This is a genomic window from Pseudomonas sp. Pseusp3, from assembly GCF_047304225.1.
In the GTDB taxonomy this organism is placed as follows: domain Bacteria; phylum Pseudomonadota; class Gammaproteobacteria; order Pseudomonadales; family Pseudomonadaceae; genus Aquipseudomonas; species Aquipseudomonas fluorescens_CD.
Genome location: NZ_JBGLYV010000207.1, coordinates 1 through 2,732 on the forward strand (window position 1 = coordinate 1; position 2,732 = coordinate 2,732).

The following is a 2,732-nucleotide window of genomic DNA, read 5'->3' on the forward strand; positions in this document are numbered from 1 at the left end:
CGGTTGAACCCACCTGTAGGAGCGAGCTTGCTCGCGATGGTCGATAACGATAACGCGTGCTTTCTGAATGCACGCGGTGTTCTCGAGTCCATCGCGAGCAGGGCTCGCTCCTACAGGGTACTGGTCAAATTAGTGGCTAATAGCTATAACTCAACTCATGGCCAAAGGGCTTTCCCGCACCTGGCGTTTTGAGTTTGCGTTTTATGTCGTTGCACGCCGTGCGCCCAAAAATCCTGGGGTTTATCAGCGAAGATGTCTCGGCCTGGCTGATCGCGCTGCTGGTGTTACTTGTCGGCGGGGTGCTCACTGGGTTGTTGGCGTGGTCGACGCTGAATCTGTTTCACCATCAATTGCGGCAACGCTTTCAACTGCTGGCCAGTGAGCGTTACAGTCGTATCGAAGAGCGTTTCGAAGATCAGGAGCAGCGCCTCGATGGCCTGCGCCGTTTTTTCGCCAATTCCGATTCGGTTTCCCGAGCCGAATTCGACGGTTATACCCAGCCTTTGCTGCTGCGAACCCAAGCCTATTCCTACGCGGAACGGGTCACCAGCGAGCAGCGGGCGGCGTTCGAGCGCCGTGTGCGTGACGAAGGCTTGAGTAACTTCTCCCTGCGCGAACTCGATGCCGACGGTCAGCTGAAACTGGCGGGCGAACGCGACGAGTACGTGGTGGTGCTCTATAGCCAGACCCAAAGCAAACTCGGTTCTCCCCTCGGTTACGACTTGCTGGCCCAGCCGCTACGGCGCGCCACGCTTGATCGGGCTGATCAGCATGCCGGTATGGCAGTGTCGCAACCGATGCATCTGGTGAATATCGAGCCGGCTTATGCACGGGGGGTGCTGCTGGTCGCGCCGGTCATGCAGCGCAACAGTCAATACCACAAGGCCACGAAGCCCTACGGTTATGTCATGGCCGTGATCAGCATGCGCCAGTTGCTGGCGGACGGACTGCCTGAAGCGAGCCGCGATTATCTATCGGTGCGCATCCTCGATTTGTCGACCGACGACCAGCATGAAGTGCTGTTCGAGTCGCCCAACCCGCCGGCCATCAGCGAGTTGTCCGCCACGCGCCTGTTGCGCATGGCCGACCATGACTATCAAGTTGATATCCAGCCCAGCGAGGCCTTTATCCAGGCCAATCATTCATCGGTGACCAGTGTGATGGTGCTGGGTGGTTTGCTCAGCGTGTTGCTCAGTGCCTTGCTGTATGTGCTGGTCAGTCAGCGGCAGCGGGCGTTGAGGCTGGTCGAGCAACGCACCCAGGAGCTGCGCGATCGAGAGCAAGAACTGCGCGGCACCCATGGTCAGTTGCGTGGCGTGCTGAATGCCGCCACCCAGGTTGCGATCATCGCCACCGACCTGCGCGGCATCATCAGCACTTTCAACGCGGGTGCCGAGCAGATGCTTGGCTATACCAGTGCCGAAGTGGTCGGCCATATGACCCTGGAGAACCTCCACCTGCCCCGGGAACTGGCCGCTCGCTCGGCAGAGTTGAGTGCACGTTATGGCAAACCGGTTCCAGCCTGCCACGCGATGCTGGTCGAAGGCGACATGGAGGGCAGCCACGAGGCGCGGGAGTGGACGCTGGTGCGCGGCGATGGCAGCCATTTGATGGTCAACATGCTCGCGACACCGGTGCTCGACGAGCAAGGCCTGTGGGTCGGGCACCTGGCGGTGTGCATCGATATCACCGAACGCAAACGGGTCCATGAAGCGCTCGCGGCGCGGGACCTGCTGTTGAAGAAACTCAGCGCCCACGTACCCGGTGGCATCTACCAGTTCAAGATGGAGTTCGACGGGCGCTTCAGTGTGATCTACGCCAGCGACGGCATTCGCGAGATCTACGAGCTGGAACCCGACGTGCTGCTGCTCAATGCCGAGTCGATCTTCACCCGGATTCACCCGCAGGACACCACCCGTGTCCGCGCTTCGATCCGCGCCTCGGCCGACACCCTCAGCCCCTGGCGTGAAGAGTACCGCGTGCAACTGCCGCAACGTGGTTTGCGTTGGGTTCGCGGCGAAGCCACTCCGGAGGAGCTGCCTGGTGGCGGTGTGCTGTGGCACGGCTACGTCTCGGACATTTCCGATATGAAGCGGGTGGAAGAAGAATTGCGCGCGTTGTCGGTCACCGATTCGTTGACCGGTATCCACAATCGGCGTTATTTCCAGGAGCGCCTGACCACCGAAATGGCCAGGGTAGAGCGTGGCGGTGGGGATTTGTCGGTGATCATGCTCGATATCGACCATTTCAAGCGCATCAATGACCTGCATGGCCATGCCATCGGTGATCGGGTGTTGCAGGCGGTCTGCCAACGGATCGGCCACCGGTTGCGTCGCACCGATGTGTTCTGCCGCTTGGGCGGTGAGGAGTTCATGGTGCTGTGCCCGGATATCAACGGCGAACATGCCTACATTTTGGCCCGGCAATTGTGGCAAGGCTTGCGCAGTTCACCCATCGAAGATGTCGGTACCGTTACCGCCAGTTTCGGGATTGCCAGTTGGCGGGCCGGAGAGGGCGCCGATGCCTTGCTGTTACGCGCGGACTCGGGGGTCTATGCGGCGAAGCAGGCAGGAAGGGATCGGGTAGAAGGGGAGATGAATTAACCCGGGTTGTACGCGACTCATGTGGGAGGGGGGGGGGGGGGGGGGGGGGGGGGGGGGGGGGGGTGGGGGTGGGTGGGGGGGTGGGGGGGGGGGGGGGGGGGGGCCGCGGCCCCCGGGGGGGGGGGGGGG

At 61.7% G+C, this 2,732-nt stretch carries 1 protein-coding gene; it reads left to right on the forward strand.

Annotated elements, in window-relative coordinates; translation table 11 throughout:
* Nucleotides 1–203: 203 nt before the first annotated feature.
* On the forward strand, nucleotides 204–2,603 hold the full coding sequence (locus ACCD00_RS30455) for a diguanylate cyclase (RefSeq protein ID WP_413428900.1): 2,400 nt from the start codon (nucleotides 204–206) through the stop codon (nucleotides 2,601–2,603).
* The last annotated feature ends 129 nt before the right edge of the window (nucleotides 2,604–2,732 follow it).

Coding starts and splice junctions, on each gene's coding strand:
- ACCD00_RS30455 (WP_413428900.1), top strand. CDS start 204: ATGTCGTTGCACGCCGTGCGCCCAAAAATCCTGGGGTTTATCAGCGAA.